This window comes from Nocardioides ganghwensis (assembly GCF_014779655.1).
GTDB classification, from domain to species: domain Bacteria; phylum Actinomycetota; class Actinomycetes; order Propionibacteriales; family Nocardioidaceae; genus Nocardioides; species Nocardioides ganghwensis.
This window is the reverse complement of the sequence record NZ_JACXYX010000006.1, coordinates 216,372-241,134: the sequence shown is the minus strand read 5'-3', so window position 1 is coordinate 241,134 and position 24,763 is coordinate 216,372. Positions and strand designations below refer to the sequence as shown.

The window sequence follows — 24,763 nt, the reverse complement described above, 5'->3', positions numbered from 1 at the left end:
AGTCTAGGAGAGCAGGGGTGCCGGTGCTGGGCGCACTGAGTACCGTTGGTGGCATGAGTGACACCCCCGGAGGCCCCGGACAGTCCGGTCAGGGTCCGGATGACAACAACCCCTTCAAGGGCACGCCCTTCGAGCAGATCTTCTCCCAGATGGGCGGGTTCGGTGCCGGCGGCGGCATGCCCGACCTCAACGCGCTGATGGCGCAGATGCAGTCGCTGTTCGCGCCCCACGACGGGCCCGTCAACTGGGACACCGTGACCGACCTGGCCCGCCGCGCCGCCGCGCAGGAGCCCGACCCGGCCGTCAGCCCGGCGCAGTCGAGCGCGGTCGCCGACGCCGTACGCCTCGCCGACCACTGGCTCGACACCACCACCGAGTTCCCCTCCGGCGTGACGACCACCGCCGCGTGGTCCCGCGCGGAGTGGATCGTGGAGACCATCCCGGTCTGGAAGGTCCTCGTCGAACCGATCGCCGGGTCCGCCACCGACGCCCTCGGCCAGGCGATGCCCGAGGAGATGCGGCAGCTCGCCGGCCCGCTGATGGCGATGCTCGGCAAGGCCAGCGGCGCGATGGTCGCCTCGCAGGTGGGCAGCGGCCTCGGCGCGCTCGCCGGTGACGTGCTCAGCGCCTCCGACATCGGCCTGCCGCTCGGCCCGATCGGCAAGGCGGCGCTGCTGCCCACCAACGTCACCGCCTTCGCCGACGAGCTCCCCGACGTGTCCACCGACGACGTGCTCCTCTACCTCGCGCTGCGCGAGGCCGCCCACCAGCGCCTCTTCGCAGGTGTGCCGTGGCTGCGCGACCACCTCATCGGGGCGGTCGCCGAGTACGGCGCGGGAATGGACTTCGACACCTCCGGCATGGAGTCCAAGCTGCGCGAGGTCGACATGACCAACCCGGCCGCGATGCAGGACGCCCTCGCCGGCGGTCTCTTCGACCCCGAGCCCTCCGCCGCGCAGAAGGCCGCGCTGGAGAAGCTCGAGGTCACGCTGGCGCTCGTCGAGGGCTGGGTCGACGAGGTGGTCAGCCAGGCCACCGCCGAGCGGATGCCCGCCGCGGCCAAGCTGCAGGAGACCGTACGCCGCCGGCGCGCGGCGGGCGGCCCGGCCGAGCAGACCTTCGCCACGCTGGTCGGACTCGAGCTGCGGCCGCGGCGACTGCGCGACGCCGCCACCCTGTGGGGCTCGCTGCGCACCCGCCAGGGCACCGAGGCACGCGACGGCGTGTGGATGTCGCCGCACCTGCTCCCGACCGCCGCCGACCTCGACGACCCGCTGGGCTTCCGCGAGGACTCGGTCTCACCCGAGGAGCTGTCGGAGGAGGAGTTCGACGCGGGCCTGCGCGACCTGCTCGACGGCGGCTCCGACCCGCGCCCCGAGGAGTGAGCGAGCTCCACGCGAGCGCGGTCGCCACGCTGTCGGGCTGGGCCGCCCCGACGCCTCAGCAGGCCGCGCTCCGCGACCGCTACGTCGCCCACCTCGCCGCGCACCCGGACGGCCTGGCCAAGGCGTGCTTCCCCGACCACCTCACGGCCGGTGCGATCGTCGTCTCGACCGACGCACGCTCGGTGCTCCTCAACCACCACCGCAAGGCCGACGCCTGGCTGGCCTTCGGCGGCCACCTCGAGCCCGGCGACCCGTCGCTGGCCGCGGGGGCACGACGCGAGCTCGTCGAGGAGTCGGGCCTGACGTCGTTCGACTTCGACGAGGAGCCCCTGTCGCTCGACGAGCACGCCGTGGACTTCTGCTCCGACCGCGGCACGGTCCACCACCTCGACGTACGCTTCCTCGCCACCGCCGAGCCCGACACCACCCACACGACGAGCGACGAGTCCCACGACGTGCGCTGGTGGCCCGTCGACGCGCTGCCGGCGACCTTCGACGACATGTACGTCCTCATAGACGCCGCGGTGGCGCGGGTGCGGAGCCGCACGCGGGCCTGACTGCAGTCGGGTCAGAGCTCGCAGGACACCCGCTTGTCCGACCTCTCCCAGCAGGTGTCGCGCTTGGGCCCGCCGTCGAGGCGGTCGCGACCGGGCCCGCCCACGAGTCGGTCCCTCCCCTGATGGCCGTAGAGCCAGTCCTTGCCCGTTCCGCCGTCGAGCTTGTCGTCGCCCCCTCCCCCGAAGAGCAGGTCGTCGCCCCCGCGGCCGGAGATGGTGTCGCCTCCACCGAGGCCACACAGGACGTCGTCGCCTGCCGTGCCCGTGACCTTGTCCTTGGCGGCCGTAGGGACGTTGTCGCAGACGAACTCGATCCCGGCCCGCGCGGACGCGCTGTTGTTGCCCGGACTGCCGTCAGGAGCCGCGACCGACACCGATGCCTCGTGCGGTCCGGGCGAGAGCGGCCGAACTCTGAGCTCGAGGACCGCGGCGGTGCCGCTCGCGACCACCCCGAGGTCGCAGACCAGCACCTTGCCGCCACCACAGCCGGCACGCGACTCGAGGACCACGCTCACCGGGAGCGTCACAGCCACCTCGACCGCCGTCCCTGTGGTCGCGCCGGTGCGCTCGACGCGCACCCGATAGGCGAACCCCGTCTGCTGCGGTCGGTTCACGAGCGACATCGACACCGCAAGGTCCGTCGGGACGACCACCGCCGCTGGGACGACCTGGTTCGACGGTGTGCTCGGCGGACCGTCCCCTACCGCGTTGGTCGCACGGACCGTGAACGTGTAGGCGGTTCCGTTGGTCAGTCCGCCGATCGTCGTGCTGGTCGCCGCCGCCCCGATGTTCTTGGTGACTCCTCCCGGGTTCGCGGTGACGCGATAGCCGGTGATCGGCGACCCGTTGGGGTGCGAGGCCGACCACGACACGGTCGCGGACAGGTCACCGGGGGACGCCGTCACCCCGGTCGGTGCGGTCGGCAGGCCTGCTGGCACCACGGCCGACGATGGTGCGCTGGCCGGGCCCGTCCCGAGCGCGTTGGTCGCACGGACCGTGAACGTGTAGGCGGTTCCGTTGGTCAGTCCGCCGATCGTCGTGCTGGTCGCGCCCGCCCCGAGGTTCCTGGTGACGCCGCCGGGGCTCGCGGTCACGATGTACCCGGTGATCGGCGACCCGTTGTCCGCTCCGGGTGACCACGACACGACGGCACTCGCATCCCCCGCGCTGGCCATGACGTTCGTCGGCGCACCCGGTGTCGAGGACGCCCCCAGGCTCCAGCTGACCTTCAGCTCGCCCGGTGTCGCGTTGTCGTAGGTGTCGACCGCGATCCGATAGGTCGACCCGGCCACCGCGTTGAACGCCACCCTGCTCCACCGGTTGTTCGTCGTGTCGATGTCGTCGTTCTCCGCCACCAGGCTCAACCCGTTGACCGATGCCCCGGTATACACACCGAGCAGGGTGTCGACCTGCGCGCCGCTGCCCTGGGTGTCGACGACCACCTGCCCCGAGCTCGGAGCGGTCCAGCTCCACCAGACCGAACCTCCGCCGGCGTTGCCGGTGACCGCCGGCTCTCCCGGCTCCTTGGAGGCATTCTGGTTGTCGGCCTCGGCCACCCCGCCAGTCCCGGCGAGGGTCGTGGCCTGGGCGAAGTCGTCGTTGAGCGGGCGGACCCGCACGTGGGTGTGGATGTTGCCCACGGCCACGGTGTTGGCACCGCTGTCGTAGTAGCCCCCTACCTGGAAGTAGTAGGTCTGTCCGGCCTGGGCGACGAACTCGGGCACGCGCGACGTGGTCTCGGTGCCTGCTGAGACGTCGTCGTTGCAGCTGTGGGCCGTCAGGTTCGCCAGCGACGTGCCTCGCCACACGCTGAGGACGGTGTCGATCCCGCTGCCGGACGTGTCGGCAGTGACCCGGACGTCGCGGGCCGGCGTGTAGCGGTACCAGACGGTGCGACCGATCGGGCAGCCGGCTTGGGAGAACTCGCCGACCTCCGCTGTCGCTCCAGTGTTGTTGACGGTGGCGTCGAAGACGCGCGAGCTCACAGCGGTGGCGTTGGCGAAGTGGTCGTTGACGGGCGCCGAGGAGCCGCCGGGGGCGGTGAAGGTTGCCGACATGGAGACGCTGCTCGCGCTCACTCCGCTCATGGAGACACCGCTCGGTGCGCCGCTGTTCAGGTTGCTGTCCGGGGTCGTGGCCCCGTTGAACGCGGTGGCTCCTCCTGCCCTGAAGGTGTCCCCGGCATCTCCACGTCCCGTCATGACGCCGTCAGCCTCTTCGATGTCGACCAGCCTGGCCACGTCGTTCGCGTTGTTGCCCCTCGACTCGTCGATGTGCCAGACGACCACGCCGGCGCCTGGCAGCGAGGCGTCGTACCCGGTCCTTTGGCGGTTCTCGACCAGGAAGTACTCACCCTTTCCGGTGCCCTGCCAGCTCCAGTCGTGCGGGCCGTTGGGATTGGGGAGCATCTGCACGGCCACGCCGGCGGTGCCGGTCGTGGCGGCGTCCAGGGTGGTGGTCTGCGTTCCCGTGATGACCGTCGGGGTGATCCACCCCTTGAACGAGCGTGACCAGGCATCCATCAAGGGCGGGGTCATGCCCTCGTAGGGGTCGACACCTGGCACGTAGCCCCACGATCCTCCACCCATCGCGCTCCACGTGCCGACGCCGCTGGAGCTGCGGTCGATGTCGTAGAGGTCGGGGAGGCCGAGGTCGTGGCCGATCTCGTGGACCATGATCCCCATGGTCGCCATGTGACCGCCGTGCATCTCGCCGAACTGGGTGTAGCCCCAGCCGCCGACCGACTTGCCGTCGACGGTGGGGATCTCCGTCCCCTGCAGCACCCAGTGGTGACCCCACAGGGACCGGGCCCCGCCGTAACCGGCGCAGCACGAGGCCTCCTGGCCGGCAGCGATGACCGTCACGTGCAGCTCCGTGTTGCGGACGACGCCGTCGCCGTTGGTGTCGTACGCCGCGTAGTTGACGTAGGGGTCGGCGGCGAGAATGGCGGCCCGGGTGGCGAGCCGGTTGCTGACGTCGGAGATGGAGTTGTTCGGGTGGTTGATCCCCACGTTGACCCAGCCGACGACCCCGTCGTTGACCGTGCCGTGGCTCTCGGCGGCCGGGACGAGGCCGAACTGACCACCCGAGTTGGCGGCGAAGTACTGGGAGACGCTCTTGGTGGGGTTGAAGTACGCGCTGCTCCACTGAGCTGCTGTGGTGCCGAGGTTGCCCTGGTCGTTGAAGCTGGCCAGGATCACGAGGGACCTGTCCTGTCCGATCGAGGGTGACGCCGCTGGGCCGCCGACGCCCTCGGCGATGCGCACCTCGCGGATGGCGGACTTCCGGTGCCGCTCTGCTCGGGCAGTCAGCACGCGGTCGCGCAGGTGCTTGCGCATCACCGGCTCGTCACGTCCGACGACGAGCTCCGACGCGCGCAGCTCACCGCGCGTGTCCTGGCGGGCGTAACGCCACACGCCCCGTTCGCCCCGAAGGATGGTGTGGCCGTCCACGGTCTCGTGGCCGTTGTACCACTCGTCGCCGAAGAGCCGCGCCGTGAACCTCTCCCCGTCCGGCTGAGTGAGGGTGACTGCTTCCGGGTGCGCCGGGACGGCCTGCGAGGGCGCGGCGAGCAGCACGACAGCTGCCATGCCTGCGGCGGCGATCAACATGATGGCCGCGAGGGCCCACGGCCGGTGGCGGCTGGCGACATACGGGGGCATGGACCCATGGTCCGAGTCCGGGACCCGCGCGGGTCGCCGTCCACCAGAACCTACCCCGTGTTGGGGGAGGATCGGCTCCGGCACCGCCTCGGCCGCGGTCAGTCGGACTCGACGCCGGGCGGCGGCTCGAGACGGGCGCCGGCGGAGTATCCCTCGAGGTAGCCCTTGGCCTTCTCCGCCCTGGGGTAGCGGTCGACCCACGCCCAGAACGCGGGGGTGTGCCCGGCCTCCAGCAGGTGGGCGAGCTCGTGGACGAGGACGTAGTCGACGACCCAGCCCGGCACCTGCTGCAGCCGGTCGCTGAGCCGGATGGTGCGGTCGCCGGGCGTGCAGGACCCCCAGCGGGCGTTCTGGTTGGTCACCCAGCGCACCGACGCCGGCACCGCCAGCCCGCCGAAGTAGAGGTCGTTGAGCTTGGCGGCGCGGGCCACCAGGTCGTCGTCGGAGCGCAGCTTGCGCTTCTCCTGCCGCTGGACGCGGGCGACCATGTCGGCGACCCAGGTCGCCTCGTCGCGCTTGCTCATCGTGGCGGGGATGAGCACCACGATCCGGTCGCCGTCGCGATAGGCCGAGACCGTACGCCGGCGGCGGCGCGAGCGGCGCACCTCGACCTCGGGCGGGACGGCCGGCGTGCTCATGTCCTCGAACCTAGCCGCCCCCACCGACGGCGGCACCGGTGACGCGCGGGTCACAGCCGGGCCGAGGCCCACTCCAGCAGGCGGTCCCGCTCCCACGTGTTGACGATCCGGTCGGGGTCGATGCCCGCCTCGGTCGCGCGCGCGGCGCCGTGGTCGAGCATGTCGAGCTGCCCCGGCGCATGGGCGTCGGAGTCGATGGAGAACAGGCAGCCGAGGTCGCGGGCGAGCTCGAGCAGCCGGCTGGGTGGGTCGCGCCGCTCCGGACGCGAATTGATCTCCACCGCGACGCCCTCCTCGGCGCACGCCGTGAAGACCGCCCTGGCGTCGAAGCGGCTCGGCGGGCGGGTGCCCCGATTGCCCGTGACGAGGCGGCCCGTGCAGTGGCCGAGCACGTTGGTGTGCGGGTTGCGCACCGCGGCGACCATCCGCCTCGTCATCGGCGCCTCGTCCATCTTGAGCTTGGAGTGCACGGAGGCCACCCGGACGTCGAGCCTGCCGAGCATCTCCGGGGTCTGGTCGAGCGAGCCGTCGTCGAGGATGTCGACCTCGATCCCCTTGAGCAGGGTGAAGGAGCCCCCGAGGTGCTCGTTGACCGCCTCGACGACCCCGAGCTGGCGGGCCAGCCGCTCGGCGCTCAGGCCGTGGGCCACCCGCAGCCGCGGGCTGTGGTCGGTCAGCACGAGGTAGTCGTGGCCGACCTCCATGGCGGTCATCGCCATCTCCTCCAGCGGCGAGCCGCCGTCGGACCAGTCGGAGTGCGAGTGGAGGTCGCCGCGCAGCAGCGACCGGAGCTGCTCGCCGCCGTGGGCGAGCGGGCCGGACGTCTTCTCGAGCCTGACCAGGCGGTCCGGGACGACGCCGTTGCACGCGTCGGTGATCACGGAGGCGGTGCTGGGCCCGATGCCGGGCAGCTCGGTCAGCGTGCCGGCCTCCGCGCGGCGGCGTACCTCGTCCTCGGGCAGCGGCAGGATGGTGCGTGCGGCGTTGCGGAACGCCTCGATCCGGCGGGTCTCCTCGCGCTGGCGCTCCATCAGGAACGCGATGCGCCGCAGCGTGGCGACCGGTCCGCGCGCCGCGGATGCCGACTCCTCACCCAACTTCTTCTCCTCCACAGCCTGAGGGTCGTCGAACCCGCTGGTCACCCGCACAGTACGTCGCCGCGTCCGGGCGTGTCGCCCACAGGACCCTCCCCACACCCGGGGTCACCCTCCACGACCACCGCCGCGGCGTGCACATGCTGTCCACAGGCCTGTCCACAGGCGTGGACGTCGATGCGTTGACCGCTCCCGACGACGGCCCTAGCGTTGCCCGGCAGAAGGGCCCCACGGCTCCTCGACACCAGCAGGGGAAGGCAGGCGTCGAAGGCTGCGGGGCCCCTTCTCATTCCCGCGGGCTCACTCCCCGCGGAACTGCGGCGGCCGCTTGTCGCGGGCGGCGGCGATCCCCTCCTGGAGGTCGGCGGTGGCGAGCGTCATCGGCTGGGCCAGCGCCTCCCACTGCAGGGCCGACTCGAAGTCGGCGTGACCGCCGTCCGCCAGGGCGACCTTGGTGAGGCGGGCCGCGATCGGCGCGGTCGCCGCGATGCCGGCCGCGGTCCCGAGCACCTCGTCGAGGAACCCCTCGGGGTCGAGGACGCGCGAGACGAGTCCCAGGCGCAGGGCCTCGTCGGCCTCCACCACGCGCCCGGTGAGCAGCAGGTCGCGGGCGTGCGCGGGGCCGACCACGTTGGGCAGCAGCCAGGTCCCGGCCATGCCGGCGTGCATGCCGAGCTTGTTGAACGGCAGGCCGAGCTTCGCACCGGCCGCGGCGTACCGGATGTCGCACGCGAGGGCCAGGCACAGGCCCGCTCCGATGGCGGGCCCGTTGACGGCCGCGATCGTCGGCACCTCCAGACGCCGGATCGAGAGCCAGGCGCGGTAGAACGGCAGCATCCGCGAGCGCAGGTGGTCGACGCTCGCGTCGGGCTCGCTGGCGATCCACGAGGTGTTGCCCCCGGAGCAGAAGGCGCTCCCCTCGCCGGTCACGACGACGGCGCGCACCGAGCGGTCGGCGGCCAGCTCGTCGACGGCTTCGACCCACGACGCGGTCATCTCATCGCTCATCGCGTTGCGCATCCCGGGGTTGTCGAGCGTCAGCAGCACGACCCCCTCGGACGGGCGCTCGAGACGGAGGTGCGCGAGGTCTCGGGGGAGGTCTCGGGGAAGGTCTCGGGCAGGGCCCGGGACGTGGTCTGGGGTGTGGTCGGACATGGCCCGAGGGTACTGATGCGGCTGAGCGTGGAATCAGCCGGTTTCACGCTCAGCGCGTGTGGTGCGTGAGCGTGGGCCGAGCGTGGCGTAGGGTCGCGGATGGAGCACTGGCGCAGGTCAGGTTCCCCGGCGGGCTTCCCCTTCGACTACCCCGTCGCGACGACCACGAAGAAACAAGCAAGGAGGCCGTCATGGCGGAGACCTGGAGCGGCGAGTTCTACTGCGTCAAGTGCAAGGAGAAGCGCGAGGCGGAGGGCGAGATCAAGGTCAACGACAAGGGCACCAAGATGGCCAAGGGCGTCTGCCCGGTCTGTGGTACCAACCTGAACCGCATCCTCGGCAAGGCGTGAGCCCCACCCCGTGAGCACCGAGCGGCGGCGTCACCCACCCGGGTGGCGCCGCCGCTCGCATTTCCCCTGTGGACGACGCTCCTCCGCGGCACCGCCCGTGGCAGCGTCGGACGCGTGACCGGTCCCCCGTACGCCGCCTCCCACCGTGCCCCGCTCCGGGCCCAGCTCGACTGCCCGGACGCATGGCGGGGCGCCGTCGTCACGACGTTCGCAGCGGCGGGAGTCGTCGTCGACGACGCGGCCCCGGTCGGGGTCGCCGTCAGCCCCGGGCGGTTGGTCTCCCCCGTCATGGACGACTGGAGCGTCGCCTCGCTCCCCCACCTGCTGCTCGCCGTGCAGCCCTACGCCGTCGAGGTCGGACCGTGGTCCCTGCCGGGCGTGGGCCCGTGCGCGCGCTGCGTCGCCGCGGCGGTCCTGGACGCGGAGCCGTCGGCCCGCCAGGACGAGCCCCCGCGGGCGCTGCTGGCGCTGGCAGCGGGCGCAGCGGCCCGCGACCTGGGCGCCTGGGCGCGCGGCGAGCCGCCGCACTCCTGGCTCATGTCGTGGCGCCACGACCACGATCCCCTGCCGACCGCCCGCCGGTGGGAGCGGCACCCCTACTGCGGGTGCGCATGGTTCGAGACCGCCTGAGCCGGGGTCACCACCACTCGCTGTCGAGCTTGCCCTCCATGGCGCGCAGGTTGTCGCGCGAGCAGGTGTCGCAGAACACCTGCCTGCGCCCACGCTCGATCGCGGTGGTCCAGGTCAGCGTCCGGTCCTCCGGTGCCTGGGTGCCGCAGAAGTCGCAGGTCACGAGCTCGCTCACCCCCCGAGGCTACTCCGCTCGCCGGCCGCCGGCAGTTCCCCCGGACACGGCAGTGAGCCGGTACGTCGTCGTCGAGACGTCGTACCGGCTCACTGTCGTGTGCTCACCCGCGATCAGGGTGAGAGCCTCCCCCGAGGGGTTGGGTCAGATCGCGCGAGCGAGGGCGAGACGCGCCTGCTGCGCGGCCTGCTCGGCCTTGCGGCTCATCCGGCGGGCCATGGCCAGGTGGTGGCCGCGCCGTAGTTCGTGCGCCTCTCCCAGGCGCGCGGTCATTTGCGCGCGAGCGAGTTCTTCATGCATGAGATTCATGTCGTTGCGTCCATTTCGGTAGGTCTTCATCGGTGTATTTCCTGTGTTTCCTCGGAGTTGACTGAGCGGTGGCGCCTGCGCGGGCCCCGTTCGACTGGTTGCAGTCCGGTCTAGGCGACCTGGACGGTCTGGTCGGACTTGCGGGGCCGGCCTCGCGGCCGCTTGCGCGGGATCACCACGCCCTGGAGGAAGAGCTCGCCTCCCCAGACTCCCCACGGCTCACGCCGTTCGAGGGCTCCGTCGAGGCACAGCGCCTGCACGGGGCAGTCGATGCAGAGGGCCTTGGCGTGCTCCACGTCCGCGGGGGACTCGGCAAACCACAGCTCTGCGTCGTTGACGCGGCAGGGCAGCAACTCCTCATCCACTCCGGCAGCTGCGTCGTGCAGTGCTCCGAGCGGGGCCTGGGGCTCCACCTGGGTCTTGTCGGCAGCTCGGTTGCGGTCGAGAACGCTGATGGTCATGTGTTCACCTCCTACTCGTTGACCTGATCGCGGGTTTGATGACGCTTGGGACAAACAGAAAGGCCGCGGATCCCGGGGTTCGGGTTCCGCGGCCTGGAGGCTGCCGATGTAGGTGCGTGACCTATGTCGACGGACTCCAGGCGGGAGAACCCGGGAAATCGCCCTTGATGCGAACGATGGCGGCGGCGTCGCCCTGGACAGCCACCACACCGGCGCCGAAGGCGCGCGTGTGCGCGCAGGGGCGGCCGAGCGTGGACATGCCGAAGGACGGCGTCCAAGCCGTCATCGTCTTCGTGTAGTTCTCCATGGGGGCCACCTCCTTCGGGGCATCGGGCGCGGATCGTCGTCAGCGATCCCATGCGCGTGGGTTTGTTGTGAGGGGAACGTTAGACCCCTCACAACGTCAGGGGCAAACCATTTTATGGGTATTACCGAGATTTCTTTTCGGAGACGGCTCCGGCGGCCTCCCCGGCGACCAGCGCGAGCACGTCGTCGCCGTACTTCGCGATCTTGCCGGGACCCACACCGCTGATCGCGCGCAGCCCCTTCTCGTCGCTCGGGACGTGCTCGGCGATGAGCTGGAGGGTGGCGTCGGTGAACACCACGAAGGCGGGGACGCTGTCCTCGGTGGCGCGGGCGAGCCGCCACGCGCGCAGCCGCTCGAAGAGAGCCTCGTCGTAGGAGGCCGGGCAGTCGGCGCACCGGCCGGTCTTCTTCTCGACCGCCGTGGAGAGCGCCGCGCCGCACTCGCGGCAGTGCATGGCGGCGCGGTTGCGCCGGGTGCGCTCGCGGCGCTGCCCGGAGACCCCGGGCACCCCGTCGAGCAGGGGCGCGAGGAAGGGCGAGTGGCCGCGGTTGGACCGTCCCCCGGGCTCTCGGGCAGTCGCCCACGACACGGCGAGCTCGTCGCGGGCCCGGGTCATCGCGACGTAGAGCAGGCGCCGCTCCTCCTCGACCTCGGCCGGCGTCTGCGCCTGCGAGATCGGCATCATCTTCTCGTGCATGCCGGCGACGAAGACGGCGTCCCACTCCAGGCCCTTGGCGGAGTGGATGGTGGCGAGGGTGACCGCGTCGGCCACGGGCGCGTGCTGCTCGCTCGCCCGGCGGTCCAGGTCGTCGACGAAGTCGCCGACACCCGCCTCGGGTCGCTCGCGGCCGAACTCGGTCGCGAGGTCGACGAGCGCCTGCAGGGACTCCCAGCGGTTGCGGACCTCTCCCCTGCCCTCCGGGGGATCGGTCGAGTGGCCCATCTGCGACAGCACCGCCACGACCGCGTCCGCGACGGCGCCCGACGCCTCGCCGCTGCGCGCGGCGCCGCGGACCAGGGTGATCGCCTGCCGCACCTCGGCACGGTCGAAGAAGCGTGCGGCGCCGCGTACGACGTAGGGCAGGCCGCGAGCCGCCAGCGCCTCCTCGAAGCGCTCGGACTGGGCGTTGATGCGCAGCAGCACCGCCATCCGGCTCGCGGGGGTGCCGGAGGCGCGCAGCGCGGCCACCCGCTCGGCGACGGCGTCCGCCTCCGCGACCTCGTCGGGGGCCTCGCGCCAGCTGATCCGGGCGCCGGAGGGACGCTGGGCGACGAGGTCGACGCCCTTGCTGGGGGTGCCGGCGAGCAGCTGGTTGGCCGCTGCGACGACCTCGGGGGTCGAGCGGTAGTTGCGGACGAGCTCGACGCTGGTCGCGGTCGGGAAGGCTTGCGTGAACTCGCGCAGGTAGCGGGCGTCGGCCCCGGCGAAGGAGTAGATCGTCTGGGCGGGGTCGCCGACGACGCACAGCTCGTCGCGACCGCCGAGCCAGAGGTCGAGCAGCGCGTGCTGGAGCGGTGAGACGTCCTGGAACTCGTCGACGACGAACCACTTGTACTGGCGGCGGACCTGGGCTGCGACGGCCTCGTTGTCGGCGAGGAGGCCGGCGCCGAAGAGCAGCACGTCCTCCATGTCCATGCGGCCCTGGCCGCGCTTGACCTCCTCGTAGGCGTCGAAGGCGCGGGCCACGACCTCGGGCTCCATCCCGGAGACCGCGCGGCCGCGGGTGCGCGCGATCGAGGCGTAGGAGTCGGGGCTGACGTTGGAGACCTTGGCCCACTCGATCTCGCTCGCGAGGTCGCGCAGGGTGGCCTGGTCGACGCCGAGCCGCTGACGTCGCGCGGCGAGGGCGAGCATGCCGAGCTTGGACTCGGTGAGCTCGGGCAGCTCGCGCTGGTGCACCCGCGGCCAGAAGAACCGCAGCTGGCGCAGCGCGGCGGAGTGGAACGTACGGGCCTGGACGCCGGGGGCGCCGAGGGAGCGCAGCCGCTCGCGCATCTCCCCTGCCGCCCGGGTCGTGAACGAGAGCGCGAGGACCTCGGTCGGCGCATAGACGCCCTGCGCCACCCCGTGGGCGATGCGGTGCGTGATGGCGCGGGTCTTGCCGGTGCCCGCGCCCGCCAGGACGCGCACCGGTCCGCGGAGCGCCTCGGCGACCTGTCGCTGCTCGGGGTCCAGCGCTTCGAGCAACGGAACAACTCCTGGGGGATCGTGGTTGAGAGGGCTGTCTGACCCTTGTTCTTCACCCTAGACGCCGGAGGGGACACTCCATCCCATGACCTTCACGATGTTCACCACGCCCTGGTGCGGCTACTGCCACCGCCTCAAGAGCCAGCTCGACCGGGAGGGCATCGCGTTCTCGATGGTCGACATCGAGCAGGAGCCGGAGGCGGCGTTCACCGTCGAGCAGGCCAACGGCGGCAACCAGACCGTGCCGACGCTGCTGTTCGCCGACGGGAGCACGCTCACCAACCCGTCGGTGGCGCAGGTGAAGGACAAGCTTGCCGCCCTCGCGTGAGCGACAGCGTGCTCCGGGGTTAGCCTGAGGTCGTGTCACTGCTGAACTCGATCGACCGCGACCACGTCCTCACCGCCATCGAGACCTGGGACGCGGCAGGCGGGGCCAACTACATGCTGGTGCGCGGCGGCGTCTCCACGCACGTCCTGCTCCCCCACGGCAGGGAGTACGACGCCGCGGCGATCGCCGGCATCGCGCACGGCCTCGCGACCGGTCGTACGCTCACGCCGGCCGACATCCCCGGCGGCTCCGCGGGCGCGAGCAAGGCCCTGACGCGCCTGGGCTTCGACATCCGCGACGACTCGCCCCCGAGCGAGCGGGTGCCCGGCACGCGGGCCGTCGCCCCGCGTACGCGCTCGACGTCGCCCCGCAGCACGACGACCCGGAACACCGGGACCCCGCGGCCGACGCGCGTCGCCGCCAGCGACAAGCCGGTCACCCTGTGCCCGCGCTGCTTCATCGCGGTGCCCGCCACGGGCATCTGCGACAACTGCGACTGACGGCGTCCGGCCCCGCGTGCCCCGGGCGAGCGTCAAGCTCCTGCTGCTCGACGAGCACGACCGCGTGCTCCTGGTCCACGCGGCGGACCCGCGCACCGGCCTGCGCAGCTGGTACCCCGTCGGCGGGGGCGTCGACCTCGGCGAGTCGCTGGACCAGGCGGCGCGGCGCGAGGCGTACGAGGAGACGGGCCTCGCCGTGCTGCCGCCCGGGGACCACGTGTGGACGCGTGAGCACACCTACCGCTTCGACGGCCGGACCGTCGAGGTCCACGAGGACTGGCTCCTGCACCGGGTGGCGCACTACGTCCCGGCGCCGGCGCAGCTGAGCGACTACGAGGTGCGTACGGTCCTGGGGTTCCGGTGGTGGAGCACCGACGTCCTGCGCTCCGCGACGGAGACCGTCTTCCCGCCGACGCTGGGCGACCTGCTCGCAGCACTTCTGCGCGACGGCATCCCGGCGGCGCCGGTCGACATCAGCGACCCGACCGCTCCCTGACCAGGTCCGGCCCGCTCAGTCCCAGCCGGGACCGTCGAGCGGGCGGCCGTACCAGCTCTCGATGAGCGAGGACGAGATCGAGATGCCGCGCGGCACGACGAGCTCCCCGGCTCGGGCGGCTGCCGCGAGGTCGGCGCGGGTCCACCAGCGGGCCTCCTCGATCTCGGCGCCGTCGACGTCGATGTCCGTGGTGAGGGCCCGGCCGGTGAAGCCGAGCATCAGGCTCGACGGGAGCGGCCACGGCTGGCTGCCGAAGTAGCGGACCTCGCCGACGCGTACGCCGACCTCCTCGTCGACCTCGCGGCGCACGGCGTCCTCGAGGGTCTCCCCCGGCTCGCAGAACCCCGCGAGCGTGGACCAGCGGCCGACCGGCCACGCCGTGTTGCGACCCAGCAGGATCGCCTCGTCGTCGCCCTCGCCGTGGGTGATCGCCATGATCACCGCCGGGTCCGTGCGCGGGAACTGGGCACGGTCGCACTGGGTGCACCGCAGCTCGTGGCCGGCGGCGCGGCTGACGAGGGTGCCGCCGCAGCGCGGGCAGAAGCGGGTGGCGTGGTGCCACTCCGCCAGCCCGATGGCGTGCATCAGCAGCGGCGCCTGGTGCGGGGCGTGCTCCGCGAGCACCGACAGGACCGAGCGCAGCGGTACCCACTCCTCGGGGGCGCCCGCCGTATCCCGGGGGGCCACGATGACGGCGAGGTGCACGACGTCGTCCGCCTCGCCGAGCAGGACGAGCGTCCCGTCGGGCGCGCGGTCCGGGCCGACCCACTCGACGGCGCCGTCGACCGGCCGCAGCCGGTTGCCGGCCACCACCAGCACCCGGGTCGCCGGGTCGGCCATGCAGGCGGCCAGCCACGCGTCGTCGGTGCGCCGCAGGCCCATCCGGTTGTGGGCGTGGGCGGAGAGGGCGACGTGCGGGAGGGGGCGCTCGGTGCTCACGACCCGCAACGCTAGCCGGTAGCGTCGCCCCACGTGAGCACGCACATCGGCGCCCAGTCCGGCGACATCGCCCCCACCGTCCTGCTGCCCGGCGACCCGCTCCGGGCGAAGTGGATCGCGGAGAGCTTCCTCTCCGACGCCCGCTGCTACAGCGAGGTCCGCGGGATGTACGGCTTCACCGGCACCTGGAACGGACAGCCCGTCTCCGTGCAGGGCTCCGGCATGGGCCAGCCGTCGATGGCGATCTACGTCAACGAGCTCTTCACCGACTACGACGTGCAGTCGGTCGTGCGGGTCGGCTCGTGCGGCGCGGTCACCGAGGCGGTCGGTGTGCGCGACGTCATCATCGCCTCGGGCGCGTGCACGGACTCCTCGATGAACCGGATCACCTTCCACGGCATCGACTACGCGCCTGTCGCCGACTTCGGCCTCCTGCGCGGCGCAGTCGAGGCTGCCGAGGCGCGGGAGGGCGGCTCGCCGTTCCACGTCGGGCTGATCTTCTCGAGCGACTCGTTCTACCCCTCCCGCCCCGAGCTGCTGGGCGAGATGGTGAAGTACGGCGTGCTCGCCGTGGAGATGGAGGCGAGCGCGCTCTACACCCTCGCCGCGAAGCACGGCCGGCGAGCGCTCGCGATCTGCACGGTGTCCGACCACATCGTCACGGGCCAGGAGACGACCTCGCAGGAGCGCGAGCAGACCTTCGGCGAGATGGTCGAGATCGCGCTCGCTGCCGCGCTGGGCTGACCTGCCCGTGCTGGCGGGCGGTGCGTGACGCTGATTCTGAGCGCTCGGAAGATGTCTCACTCACCGCTCGCCCGCATGGCGCCGTACGACGCGCCCGCCGGGGGTGCGGGAGCCACCCTCGCGGCGTACGGAACGTGGCTGGGGCACCCCTCGGCGGGGCAGGACGAGGGCGGTCAGACCTCGGCGAGCAGCCGTTCGAGCTCGGCGCGGCCCGGGAGGTCGGGCGGCTCGACGGTGCGGCCGGTGCGGACGTAGTGGAACGCCGCGCGTACGTGCTCGAGGGGCGTGCCGGTGAGCTCGGACCAGGCGAGGCGGTAGAGGGCGAGCTGGAGCGGGTCGGCCGTCTCGTGGCGGCTGGTCTTCCAGTCGACCACGAGGAAGCCGTCGCCCACGGAGCCCGGCTCGGCGTAGACCGCGTCGATGCGGCCGCGGACGACCTGGCCGGCGAGCACCAGCGCGAAGGGGGCCTCGACCGCGTGGGGGGCACGGTCGCCGAAGGGGCCGTCCTCGAACCGCTTGACCACCTCGCCGAGGTCGGCCTCGTCGTCGATGCCCGCGTCGGCACGCCCCGGGAGCTCGTCGGGCTCGATCAGGGCCTGCTGGCCGAACCGGTGCTCGACCCAGGCGTGGAACGCGGTGCCGAAGCGGGCGGCCGGCGCGGGCGGCCTCGGCATGGGCCTGGCGAGCTCGGCGGCGAACCCGTCGGGGTCGTCGCGCAGCCGGGCCAGCGACGTGACGGACAGGCTGCTGGGCAGCGGGAGGTCGAGGGTGGTGGCGCGCTCGGCGCGGGCCTCGGCGAGGAGCTGGGCCAGGTCGTCGTCCCACTCGGCCACCCGGGCCGCCTCGACCACGTCGAGCCCGTCGTCGGGAGCGGTGGGGTCGACGGAGCGTACGAGGTCGGCCGCCGCCAGACGGCGGCGCGCCTCCTCGCCGGTTCCGGGCACCGGCCACGGGCGCGAGGTGTCGACGTCGTCGTTGGGGTTGGGCGACCTGGGCGGCGGCTTCTCGAGCCACCGCTCGACCGGGCGGCCCCAGTCGTCGAGCTGGTCGCGCACCACCTGCTGGTAGGCAGACGGTCCGAAGGGCGTGGAGCGCTGGCCCCAGACGTAGGAGGTCACGCTGAGGTGGTCCGCCGCCCGGGTGAAGGCGACGTAGCCGAGCCGGAGCTCCTCCTCGGCGTCGTGGGCCTTGGTCGCGGCGCGGTAGGCGTCGAGCGCCGCCTTGTCGTGACCGGCGAGCTGCGGCTGGTCGGCCCGGTCGCCGCGCAGCGGTGCGGGCAGCACCGCCGGCGAGGACGTCCACAGGGTGCGGGAGCGGTTGCTCGGGAACCGGGTCTCCCCCACGCCCACGCAGAAGACCGATGACCACTCGAGGCCCTTGGCGCGGTGGACGGTGAGCAGCTTGACCGAGTCGGCGGCGGTGGGGGTGGCCACGTCGAGGCCGTTGCCCTGGTCGTCCTCGGCGGTGAGGTAGGCCAGCAGCGCGGGGAGGGTGACGTCGCCGTCGACCGACTGGAACTCCGCGACCGCCTTCACGAAGAGGTCGAGGTTGTCGCGGCGTGCGGCCGCGGCCGGCGAGGTCGCCGAGGCGAGCTCGACGTCGACGCCGGTGGTGTCGATGATGCGACGCACCACGTCGAGGAGCGGGTCGCCCACGTGGGCGCGCAGGCGGCGCAGCTCGGCCGCGAGCAGGCCGAACCGGTCGAGCGCCTCGGGCGAGTAGGCCGCCTCACCCGGCGACTCGACTGCGTCGCTGAGCGCCGGCAGCTCGGAGGCGTCGATGCCGTCGGCGATCTGGAGGAGCTGCTCGGCGATCGACGCGGTCTCCTTGCGGCCGCGCACGCCCGCGATCTCCGCCGCGCGCTCGGCCAGCAGGCGCAGGTCGCGCGGGCCGATCGCCCACCGCGGACCGGTCAGCAGGGTCAGCATGGAGGAGTTGGCCGTCACGTCGTGCATCAGCGTCAGGGTCGCCACCACCTCGGCGACCTCGGGCAGCCGGATCAGTCCCGACAGGCCGACGATCTCGACGGGGACCCCGGCGGCGGTGAGCGCGTCGTAGACCTCCTCGGCCTGCGCGTTGTCGCGGCTCAGGACCCCGATCTCGGACCACGCGGTCCCGGCCTCGTGGACCCGCTGCACCTCGGTCGCCAGCCACGCCAGCTCGTCGGCCGAGCGCTCGAACACGTGGGCCTCCACGTGCCCGTCGGCCGCCCCGTCGGCGGCGCGCAGGCGGGCCACCTTGTCGCCGTAGGCGGCGAGCAGGGGCTCGGCGAGCCGGTTGGCGACGTCGAGGATGTGGCGGTCGGAGCGACGGTTGACCGTGAGCGGCAGCCGCCCCGGCTCGCCCTCGGCGGCCGGGAAGGTGTCGGCGAAGTTGAGGATGTTGGACACCGACGCCCCGCGCCAGCCGTAGATCGCCTGGTTGGGGTCGCCGACGGCCATCACCGGGTGGCCGAGCCCGTGGTCGGCGTCCGGGCCGGAGAAGAGTCGCGCGAGCATCGTGGCCTGCGCGACGGAGGTGTCCTGGTACTCGTCCAGGAGGACCACCTTGAAGCGCGCCCGCTCGAGCTCGCCGACCTCGGGCTGGTCCTCCACGAGCCGGGCCGCGAGCGCGATCTGGTCGCCGAAGTCCATCAGGCCCAGGTCGGCCTTGAGGCGCCGGTAGCCGGTGACGAGCTGCAGCAGCTCGGCGCGCCGGTCGATCGCGTTGATCGCCTTGGCCGGCGGCTCGAGGTAGGTCTTGCGGGCCTTGCCGGCCTGCTCCTCGGCGAGGGCCCGCTCGAAGCCACGACGGGCGTCCTCGTCCACGCGCCGCACGTCGTCGGCGTCGACGAGGTGCTCGCTCATCGCGCCTTCGAGGGCGAGGAGGTTCTGGATCGCGGTCGCCGGGTGGTCGGTGAGCAGCTCGATCTGGCCGGTGAACCGCTCGATGACCCGGGCGCCGAGCTGGTAGCGCGAGGCGTCGGAGACGACGCGGGTGTCGGGCTCGTGGCCGATCCGCAGGCCGTGGTCGGTGAGGAGGTTGGCGGCGTAGGCGTGGTAGGTGGCGACGGTGGGCTCGAGCACGTCCTCGCCCTCGGCGACGACCGAGCGGTCGAGCAGCCCGGCCGCGCCCAGCGCCGCGGTGACGCGCTGGCGGAGCTCGGCCGCGGCCTTGGTCGTGAAGGTCAGGCCCAGGACCTCCTCGGGCCGCACCTTGCCGGTGGCGACGAGCCACACGACGCGCTGCGCCATCAGGGTGGTCTTGCCGCTGCCGGCGCCGGCCACCACCACCGTGGGTCGCAGCGGGGAGGTGATCGCGGCCCACTGCTCGTCGCTGGCGGCGTGCGTGGCACCCATGAGGGCGCGCAGGTCCTCGGGGGTGTCGAGCCGGACCGGTCGGAACGGCTGGCCCGACTGCGCGTCCTGGGCAGACTGGACTGGCTGGACTGGCGGGATCACTGGACGGTCACGCTCCCTGCACCCTTGGCCGGGCAGATGGCCGTGAACGGGCAGTCCCGGCAGTGGGACCCCACCGTGGCGGGGAACGTCTCGGCCCGGACGAGGTCGGCGGCCCGCGCCAGCCCGGCACGGAGCGCGAGCCGCTCGGCCCCGTCGTCGGCGTGGGGCGGCTGGGCCTGGACCTTGGCGGTCGCGGAGTCGTCGTCGATGCCGAGCTGGACCAGCTCGGCACCTCCGGACGTGTACGACCGGTCGGCCGGGTCGTCGAGCGCGCCGGAGTCGACGGCGTACTGGTAGAGGGCGAGCTGGAGGTTGCCGGCGACCGCCGGTCCGGTGGGAGCGGTGCGGGCGCTCTTGAAGTCGACGACGACCACGCGGCCGGCGTCGTCGATCTCGAGGCGGTCGGCGAACCCGGTGAGCCGGACCGGTCGCCCGTCGACGTCGACGACGCTCTGGAAGCGCTGCTCGGCGCCGAGGAACTCCCGCGGGTTGTCGAGGTGCCATCGCACGAAGCGGGCCACGGCCTTGCGGATCCGGGCGAGCTCACGGTGCCGCGACCACGGCGTACGGAAGGCGAGCCGGTCCCACACGGCCTCGACCTCGCCCATGAGGGGCTCGACCTCGGCGGGCAGCTCGCCGAGCGCGACCCGCTCGGCGAGGGCGTGGAGGACCTGGCCGAGGTTGGCCGACTGGTGGACCGCAGAGACCCCGCCTGCCTCGCGCTCGAAGAACCACTGGGCGGGGCACACGAGGATCGACTCGAGCATGCTGGCCGAGATCGGCACGGGGCGGTCGGGATCGCGGATCGGCTGCACGGACCGGGTGGTGCTGCGGGTGCCCCACCAGCTGGAGGGGTCGGCCGCCGGGACCAGCGGACGGCCGTCGACCTCCTCGGCAGCGAGGGCCGCGAGCCGACGGGCCGCCGCCTCGCGCATGGCCGGCGACACCGCGGGGTCGGCCGCCGTGCGGCGCATCTCGGCGACCAGCCCGCCCAGCGACAACGGCCGCGGCGGCCGGCCGTCCTGGTGGTCGATGGTCACGCCGAGTTCCTCGAGGAAGCGTGAGGGCTGCTCGCCGTCGTCGTCGGGCGAGCGGACCGCGCTCACGACCAGGCGCCGTCGGGCGCGGGTGCAGGCGACGTAGAAGAGCCGACGCTCCTCCATCAGCAGCGCCCGGGTGGTCACGGGTGGGACGAGGTCGGGGTGCCCGGAGGCGTCCACCCCGATGCGGTCGGCGCCGAGCAGGGTGGTCCGGCGGCGCAGGTCGGGCCAGCCCTCCTGCTGCACGTGGGCGACGACCACCAGGTCCCACTCGAGCCCCTTGGAGCGGTGCGCGGTGAGGAGGCGTACCGCAGCGCCCCGCACCCCCTGCTCGGCGAGGGTGTCGGCGGGCAGCTGCTGGGCGACGACGCTGGCGAAGAAGGCGGCGACGCCGACGTGGTCGCGCTGGTCGACCGCGCGCGACGCGAGGTCGAAGAGCGCGACGATCGCGTCGAGGTCGCGGTGGGCGCGCCGCGCGCCCGCTCCCCCGCCGTCGACCTGGCGTCGCAGCCGCTGGGGCCACGACGTGCCGGACCACAGGTGCCAGAGCACGTCCTCGACACCGGCCCGCTCGGCCAGCATCCGCGCACCCTCGCCCAGCAGGGTGGCGAGTGCCGCGGCGCGCTCCACGTCGGGCCCGTCGAGACCCTCGAGGAAGCCCGGCTCGACGACGGCGAGGCGGAGCAGCTCGCGCGAGGTGCGCCGGTCGGACGCGTCCGCGGCGTCCTTCTCGCGCGCGCGGAGGCGGCGTACGAGGGCGCGCAGGTCGGACGCGTCGAGCCCGCCGAGCGGCGACAGCAGCAGCGACTCGACGCGGCCGGGGTCGAGGAAGTCGGGCGAGTCGGGGTCGTCGTTGTCGAGGTTGACCACCGCGCGGAGGCCGTCGAGGAGCGGCACGACGGCGGGGTCGCGGACCAGCGGGAGGTCGTCCGAGGCCACCTCGACCGGGACGCCCGCGGCGGCCAGCGCGCGGCGCAGCGGCGGGATGCTGGCGCGCCCGGAGCGCACCAGGACGGCCATCCGGTCCCAGGCGATGCCGTCCTCGAGGTGGGCGCGGCGCAGCAGGTCGGCCAGCCGCTCGGCCTCGGCGCGCTCGGTGTCGTAGGTGACGACCTCGACGCGACCCGCGCCCTGGGGGCCGGGGACCGCCTCGGGTGCGAGGAACGCCTCACGGGCGTCGGGGGCGATGCTGCCGGTGAGCGAGAGGCGGCTCGCCACCCGGCCGGCGGCCAGCAGGATCCGCGGGCCGAAGCGACGGGTGCGCTGGAGGACGACCACCGGAGCGGACGAGCCCGCGGTCGTGGGGAAGCTCGCCGGGAAGTCGAGGATGCCGCGCACGTCGGCACCGCGGAAGCCGTAGATCGACTGGTGGGGGTCGCCCACGACCGTCAGGTTGCGCCCGTCGCCCGCGAGCGCCCGGAGCAGGGCCACCTGGCCGGGGTCGGTGTCCTGGTACTCGTCCACGAAGACGTGGCTCCAGCGGGCCCGCAGCTCGTCGCGGTGGGTCTCCGCCTCGATGACGGCGCGACGGATCAGGTCGGAGTAGTCGGTGGCACCGAGGTTGTCGAGGACGGTGAGGTACTGCTCGAGGAAGAGGCCGGCGGCGACGAGCTCGGGCAGGTCGTGCTCGATGCCGAGCGCGCGCAGCCCGGCCGGGTCGAGGCCCTTCTCCCGGGCCCGCGCGAGCACGGCCTGCACCTCGCGGACGAAGCCGCGGGTGCCGGCAGCGCGGCGCAGCTGCTCGGGCCACACCACCGACTCGGGGTTGTCGCGGAGCAGCTCGCGCAGGACGACGTCGGCCTCGGGCGCCGACAGGAGCCGGATCGCCCCCTCGTAGAGCTCAGCGGGGGCGTACTTCCTCACCAGTGCGTAGGCGAAGGAGTGGAAGGTCGAGCACGACGCCGCCGACGTGGTGCGGGCGACCCGGGCCGTGACCCGGTCGCGCAGCTGCTCGGCGGCCTTGCGGGAGAAGGTGAGCGCCAGCACCGCGTCGGGCGAGGCACCGCGGCGCTCGATGCGGTCGACGATCGCCTCGACGAGGGTCGTGGTCTTGCCGGTCCCGGGACCGGCGAGCACGAGCAGCGGCCCGCCCTCGTGGTCGACGACGCGCTGCTGGTGCTCGTCGAGCTCGGGCACCACGACCTCTCGGTCGGGCTGCACCAGGCGGTAGCGGGTGGTCGGCGTGCTCACGGGGCCAACCCCATCACGCGGGACCGACAGTCGCCTGCCGGCCCCGCGCGGGAGCGTACGGGCGTGTCGTCAGCCGAGGTCGACGATCGCCGCGACCGGGCCGCCGCCCTCGGGGCCCTGGTGGGCCGCGGAGACCGACACGAAGACCGCGGGGTCGCCGGTGACGGCCGCGGTGACACCGCCGACGCAGGCCTTGATCTGGCGGTGCCAGTGCACGTCGGAGTCGTCGAGCATCGCGTTGCGCCGGCCCCGGACCATGCCGTCCTGGCTGGCCTCGCACTTGAGGAAGACGTTGACCAGCTTGCCGTCGAGGTCGCTGGTGCGCGGGCGCTCGGGCAGGTCGAGACCGGCGGAGCGGATGGCCTCCCAGATGCCGTCGGCGTCGAGGGCGTCCTTCATCACCGAGTGGCCGATGCGGTAGCGGCCGCCGACGCCCTTGGCGTTACCGACCACGACGATCTGGGCCTGGTCGAGCTCGACGCCGGACGAGCACGAGGCGACCGAGGAGAACAGGTCGCGGTTGTGCATGACGTCGGCATCGGTCGGCATGTCGATCTCGCCGAGCGCGACGGCGATGCCGAGGCCCGTGACGCCGTTGGAGAGGTCCATCGACTCGTGGGTGTGCTCGGTCCAGACCTTCTTGCCGCGCGACTTGGCGTCGCGGATGGTGTGGATGGTCAGCAGCGGGGTCTTGGTCTGCACGTAGTGCACGTCGGCGGGGTCGGTGATGCCGGCGCGCTCCATGGCGACCTTGACGCCCGCGGCGACCTTCTCGATCATCGCGGTGTAGCCGATCTCCTCGGGCAGGATCGCCTCGCTCATGGCGAAGCCGGCGGTGAGCCGCATCTCCTCGCGCGACGGGTCGTCCTCGGGGACGTCGGTGGTCGCGAAGATCGTGGCGTGCGGGCTGATCACGCCGTCGGTGCCGCCCGACCAGACGATCGGCACGCCCTTGACCTGCTCGGGGTCGGCGCCCTTGGCGACCAGCGCCTCGCGGAAGGCGCGGTCGGCGATGATGCGGGTGTAGTCGTTGACACCGCCGTTGCCCTCGGTCTTGCCGATGATCGCGAAGACCCGGTCGGCGGCGATGACGCCCTCGTCGATGAGCTTCGTGAGCTCCGAGGCGTCGGCCACGGAGTGGATGGGGACCTTGCGGACCTCAATGGCGCTGGGCATCTGGGTTCCTTTCGGTGGGGTGTCAGGTGGGTACGACGACGGTGCCCGCGTCCCCGGCGACGGCGGCGGTGATCTGGTCGAGGCTGGTGATGACGCCGCGCTTGCCGGTGGCCTCGACGAAGCGGCACACCGCGTCGACCTTGGGGCCCATCGAGCCGGAGGCGAAGTGGCCCTCGGCGGCGTACGCGCGGAGCTGGTCGACGGTGACGGTGCCGAGCGGCTCGGCGTCGGGCTCGCCCCAGCGGATCACGGCGTTCGGGACGTCGGTGGCGATGACCAGGACGTCGGCCTCGGTGGTCTGCGCGAGCAGGGCCGCGCCGAGGTCCTTGTCGATGACGGCCTCCACCCCGGCGAGGGAGCCGTCGGGGCGGCGTACGTGCGGGATGCCGCCGCCACCGTTGGCGACGACGACGAAGCCGGCCTCGATCAGGGCGAGCACCGCCGGGGCGTCGAGGATCTCGCGGGGCTCGGGCGACGCGACGACCCGGCGCCAGCCCTTCTCGCCGCGGTCCTCCCAGGTCTCGCCGTGGTCCATGAGCACCCGGGCCTCCGCCTCGGGGAGGTGGCGCCCGATCGGCTTGGTGGGGGTGGTGAAGCCCTCGTCGTCGGCGTCGACGAGCGTCCGGGTCACCAGGGCGGCGCAGCGCCGGTCGACCGACCGCGACGCCAGCTCCCGGTCGAGGGCGTCCAGCAGGACGAAGCCGAGCGTGGCCTGGGTCTGCGCTCCGCACCAGTCGAGCGGGACCGGGGGCACGACGGCTGCGGCGAGCTCGTTCTTGACGAGCAGGTTGCCCACCTGGGGACCGTTGCCGTGGGTGATGACGACGTCGTGGTCGTGCTCGAGCAGGCCCGCGACCGCGGCCATCGCCACGCCGGCCGCCTCGATCTGGTCCTCGGGGCGCGCGCGACCGTCGGCGTTCGTCATGGCGTTGCCGCCGAGTGCGAGCAGGACCCTCATGGCGCAAACCTAGTGTCGGCGCTCACACGCTCCCCACGGCA

Annotated in this window: 22 protein-coding genes; 8 read left to right on the top strand and 14 right to left on the bottom strand. The window is 72.9% G+C overall.

Annotated elements, in window-relative coordinates; genetic code table 11:
* Positions 1-53: 53 nt before the first annotated feature.
* The gene (locus IEZ24_RS09615) at positions 54-1,385 is read left to right on the top strand and encodes a zinc-dependent metalloprotease (RefSeq protein WP_129456434.1); all 1,332 of its coding nucleotides are present in this window, start codon (positions 54-56) and stop codon (positions 1,383-1,385) included.
* Positions 1,382-1,942, top strand: a complete 561-nt coding sequence (locus IEZ24_RS09610; protein ID WP_129456433.1) for an NUDIX hydrolase — start codon at positions 1,382-1,384, stop codon at positions 1,940-1,942. The genes IEZ24_RS09615 and IEZ24_RS09610 overlap by 4 nt, the downstream gene beginning before the upstream one ends.
* 11 nt (positions 1,943-1,953) lie before the next feature.
* Here IEZ24_RS09610 and IEZ24_RS09605 read toward each other — a convergent pair whose 3' ends face one another.
* From IEZ24_RS09605 to IEZ24_RS09590, 4 genes are all read right to left on the bottom strand, one after another.
* On the bottom strand, positions 1,954-5,604 hold the full coding sequence (locus IEZ24_RS09605) for a M6 family metalloprotease domain-containing protein (RefSeq protein ID WP_129456432.1): 3,651 nt from the start codon (positions 5,602-5,604) through the stop codon (positions 1,954-1,956).
* A gap of 98 nt (positions 5,605-5,702) precedes the next feature.
* Positions 5,703-6,242, bottom strand: coding sequence for a M48 metallopeptidase family protein (locus tag IEZ24_RS09600; protein ID WP_129456431.1), 540 nt, complete (start codon positions 6,240-6,242; stop codon positions 5,703-5,705).
* Positions 6,243-6,292: 50 nt separating this feature from the next.
* Positions 6,293-7,354 (bottom strand): PHP domain-containing protein, encoded by a 1,062-nt coding sequence (locus IEZ24_RS09595; protein WP_275938095.1) that lies wholly within the window; start codon positions 7,352-7,354, stop codon positions 6,293-6,295.
* Positions 7,355-7,636: 282 nt separating this feature from the next.
* Entirely contained in the window at positions 7,637-8,491 is an 855-nt protein-coding gene (locus IEZ24_RS09590; protein ID WP_129456430.1) for an enoyl-CoA hydratase/isomerase family protein, read from the bottom strand.
* A 191-nt stretch (positions 8,492-8,682) separates the two neighbouring features.
* Between IEZ24_RS09590 and IEZ24_RS09585 the strand changes: the two genes are divergently transcribed.
* Both IEZ24_RS09585 and IEZ24_RS09580 read left to right on the top strand, forming a co-directional pair.
* Entirely contained in the window at positions 8,683-8,841 is a 159-nt protein-coding gene (locus tag IEZ24_RS09585) for a DUF5679 domain-containing protein (protein ID WP_090969683.1), read from the top strand.
* A 114-nt stretch (positions 8,842-8,955) separates the two neighbouring features.
* Positions 8,956-9,471 carry a hypothetical protein gene (locus IEZ24_RS09580; protein WP_129456429.1) on the top strand — a complete coding sequence of 172 codons (516 nt, stop codon included), beginning with the start codon at positions 8,956-8,958 and terminating at the stop codon, positions 9,469-9,471.
* 7 nt (positions 9,472-9,478) lie between these two features.
* Here IEZ24_RS09580 and IEZ24_RS09575 read toward each other — a convergent pair whose 3' ends face one another.
* From IEZ24_RS09575 to IEZ24_RS09555, 5 genes are all read right to left on the bottom strand, one after another.
* Positions 9,479-9,646, bottom strand: coding sequence for a hypothetical protein (locus IEZ24_RS09575; protein ID WP_165356168.1), 168 nt, complete (start codon positions 9,644-9,646; stop codon positions 9,479-9,481).
* 144 nt (positions 9,647-9,790) lie between these two features.
* Complete coding sequence (locus tag IEZ24_RS09570; RefSeq protein ID WP_129456428.1) at positions 9,791-9,985, bottom strand: hypothetical protein; 195 nt, start codon at positions 9,983-9,985, stop codon at positions 9,791-9,793.
* Positions 9,986-10,065: 80 nt separating this feature from the next.
* Positions 10,066-10,416: a WhiB family transcriptional regulator gene (locus IEZ24_RS09565; protein ID WP_129456427.1), complete on the bottom strand. Its 351-nt coding sequence runs from the start codon at positions 10,414-10,416 to the stop codon at positions 10,066-10,068.
* 121 nt (positions 10,417-10,537) lie between these two features.
* Complete coding sequence (locus IEZ24_RS09560) at positions 10,538-10,723, bottom strand: hypothetical protein (protein WP_129456426.1); 186 nt, start codon at positions 10,721-10,723, stop codon at positions 10,538-10,540.
* A gap of 121 nt (positions 10,724-10,844) precedes the next feature.
* The gene (locus IEZ24_RS09555) at positions 10,845-12,911 is read right to left on the bottom strand and encodes an ATP-dependent DNA helicase UvrD2 (protein WP_129456425.1); all 2,067 of its coding nucleotides are present in this window, start codon (positions 12,909-12,911) and stop codon (positions 10,845-10,847) included.
* 85 nt (positions 12,912-12,996) lie between these two features.
* Between IEZ24_RS09555 and IEZ24_RS09550 the strand changes: the two genes are divergently transcribed.
* From IEZ24_RS09550 to IEZ24_RS09540, 3 genes are read left to right on the top strand one after another with little or no spacing between them, the layout of a single operon-like run.
* Positions 12,997-13,239, top strand: coding sequence for a mycoredoxin (locus IEZ24_RS09550; protein WP_129456424.1), 243 nt, complete (start codon positions 12,997-12,999; stop codon positions 13,237-13,239).
* 32 nt (positions 13,240-13,271) lie between these two features.
* On the top strand, positions 13,272-13,739 hold the full coding sequence (locus tag IEZ24_RS09545) for a hypothetical protein (protein ID WP_129456423.1): 468 nt from the start codon (positions 13,272-13,274) through the stop codon (positions 13,737-13,739).
* Positions 13,740-13,755: 16 nt separating this feature from the next.
* Complete coding sequence (locus tag IEZ24_RS09540) at positions 13,756-14,235, top strand: NUDIX hydrolase (RefSeq protein ID WP_129456422.1); 480 nt, start codon at positions 13,756-13,758, stop codon at positions 14,233-14,235.
* 15 nt (positions 14,236-14,250) lie between these two features.
* On the opposite strand, the gene nudC is transcribed toward IEZ24_RS09540, so the two are convergent.
* Entirely contained in the window at positions 14,251-15,174 is a 924-nt protein-coding gene (nudC, locus tag IEZ24_RS09535; protein WP_242498575.1) for an NAD(+) diphosphatase, read from the bottom strand.
* A gap of 33 nt (positions 15,175-15,207) precedes the next feature.
* On the opposite strand from nudC, the gene deoD reads away from it, so the two are divergent.
* Positions 15,208-15,918, top strand: coding sequence for a purine-nucleoside phosphorylase (gene deoD, locus IEZ24_RS09530; protein WP_129456421.1), 711 nt, complete (start codon positions 15,208-15,210; stop codon positions 15,916-15,918).
* Positions 15,919-16,091: 173 nt separating this feature from the next.
* On the opposite strand, the gene IEZ24_RS09525 is transcribed toward deoD, so the two are convergent.
* From IEZ24_RS09525 to IEZ24_RS09510, 4 genes are all read right to left on the bottom strand, one after another.
* Positions 16,092-19,358, bottom strand: a complete 3,267-nt coding sequence (locus IEZ24_RS09525) for a UvrD-helicase domain-containing protein (RefSeq protein WP_242498574.1) — start codon at positions 19,356-19,358, stop codon at positions 16,092-16,094.
* A complete protein-coding gene (locus IEZ24_RS09520; RefSeq protein WP_242498573.1) occupies positions 19,355-22,588 on the bottom strand; it encodes an ATP-dependent helicase in 3,234 nt (1,077 codons plus the stop codon). Before IEZ24_RS09520 ends, IEZ24_RS09525 begins: the two co-directional genes overlap by 4 nt.
* 69 nt (positions 22,589-22,657) lie before the next feature.
* Complete coding sequence (gene bar / locus IEZ24_RS09515) at positions 22,658-23,764, bottom strand: barbiturase (protein WP_129456420.1); 1,107 nt, start codon at positions 23,762-23,764, stop codon at positions 22,658-22,660.
* Between the two features lie 22 nt (positions 23,765-23,786).
* A complete protein-coding gene (locus IEZ24_RS09510) occupies positions 23,787-24,722 on the bottom strand; it encodes a carbamate kinase (RefSeq protein ID WP_129456419.1) in 936 nt (311 codons plus the stop codon).
* Positions 24,723-24,763 lie beyond the last annotated feature (41 nt).